Consider the following 1566-nt stretch of genomic DNA (forward strand, 5'->3'; position numbering starts at 1 on the left):
GGGCGCGGAGGGGAGCGGCCGTGCCCGTGTCCAGCAGGGCGAGCGCGGCCTCCGTCACGCCGAAGACCGCCGGGCTGGTGTGCAGCGTCCTGACCCGGTCCCCGGCGGCCCAGCGTTCGTACGGTGCGCGCAGCGCCACCGCCTCCGGGGGCAGCCACAGCCCGTCCAGCTCCAGGGACACCGTGCGCGCGGCGGTGAGCGCGGCCAGCCGCATCGGCTCCGAGGCCCGCAGTCCCGGCTGCTCGCGGGCCTCGGTGAAGGCGAACAGCGCCTCACCGGAGTCGGTGACCCCGGCCAGCAGCATCACGTCGTTCAGACCCCAGCCGGTGTACCAGGGCACCGTCCCGTCGAACCGCCAGCCGCCGCGCTCCGGCCGGACCCGTACCGGGCGGCGCGGATACGACCGCAGATGCGCGTACGCCACCCCGGACAGCAGCTCCCCGCGGGACAGCGGGCCCAACAGCCTCTCCCGCACCGGGTGTTCGCTGCGTGCCAGGATCTGCACCGGCGTGTGGTGCTGGGTCTGCACGAACCAGGTCGCACCGCACGCCCCGGCCAGGACCTCGGCGACCTCCCGCGCCACGGCGGGCGGCGCTCCCGAGCCCCCGTGGTCCGCCGGCGCAGTCACCCCGAGCAGGCCCGACCGCTTCACCGCCTCGATATGACCCGGGGGCAGCCCCTCCTGGTCGACCCGCTCGGCCTCGGGGGCGAGCAGGTCCGCGGCGAGGCGGCGGGCGCGGACGACGAGCGGATGCGGAGTGAGGTCCATGGGGACGATTCTTCCGGCCGACCGCGAGGTACTCCAGGCCCGCGGAGCCGCACGCGCGCGGGGCGAGACCGTCGGTCCACAGGGAGCGCAGCGCGCGCTTCTGCTCGTCGGTGGTGTAGTCCGGGTGGGAGGTGGCGACGACGAGGTCCCGGCCGGGCTCGGGCGGGCCGGCGAACAGCCGCTCGCCGTCCAGGAAGGCGCCCCGGCCGCGGATCGCGGTGGCGAACCGGTCGCGCGCGGCGGCGTAGGTCCAGGAGGCGATCACGGTGCCGCGGTGGGCGAGGGCCACCAGGGTGCAGAAGCCGTCGTCGCCGTGGACGAACTGACGGGTGCCGTCGACCGGGTCGACGATCCAGACCGGGGTGTCGCCCTGGAGCGCCTCGTAGACCGCCGGGTCGGCGTGCACGGCCTCCTCGCCGACCACCACGGAGCCGGGCAGCAGCGCGCCGAGGTCCTCGGTGAGCCGCAGCTCGGCGAGCCGGTCGGCGTCCGTCACCAGGTCGTGCGGGCCGCTCTTCTGGTCCACCTCGTGCGCGGCGAGGCGGCGGAAGCGGGGCAGGATCTCGGCCGCGGCGGCCTTGCGGACCGCCTCCTCCACGTCGGCCGAGCGGCGGGCGAGAAACTCCTCGATGGTTTCCGTGTCTTCGATCATGCCTCCCATCAGACCACGCCCCACTGACAGTCCTCGGCCCGCGGGTGCCCGAGGGGTGGAATCGGCGTGAACAGCGGGGGCTCGCGAGGCGCCTCGGTACGGCACCGAGAGGCCTGGGCACGGCGCCGGGCCGGGGTACGGCCAG

General features: G+C 75.7%; 1 protein-coding gene and 1 pseudogene. Both read right to left on the reverse strand.

The window, feature by feature from the left end; genetic code table 11:
* On the reverse strand, window positions 1-769 hold a 769-nt coding region (locus H5J33_RS34715; RefSeq protein WP_181798635.1), incomplete at its 3' end, for an acyl-CoA dehydrogenase family protein.
* Between the two features lie 13 nt (window positions 770-782).
* A pseudogene (locus tag H5J33_RS34720) lies at window positions 783-1421 on the reverse strand (inositol monophosphatase family protein); the annotation flags it as partial.
* Window positions 1422-1566: the final 145 nt, after the last annotated feature.

The sequence above is a fragment of the Streptomyces sp. WELS2 genome (assembly GCF_013870595.1).
Classification (GTDB): domain Bacteria; phylum Actinomycetota; class Actinomycetes; order Streptomycetales; family Streptomycetaceae; genus Streptomyces.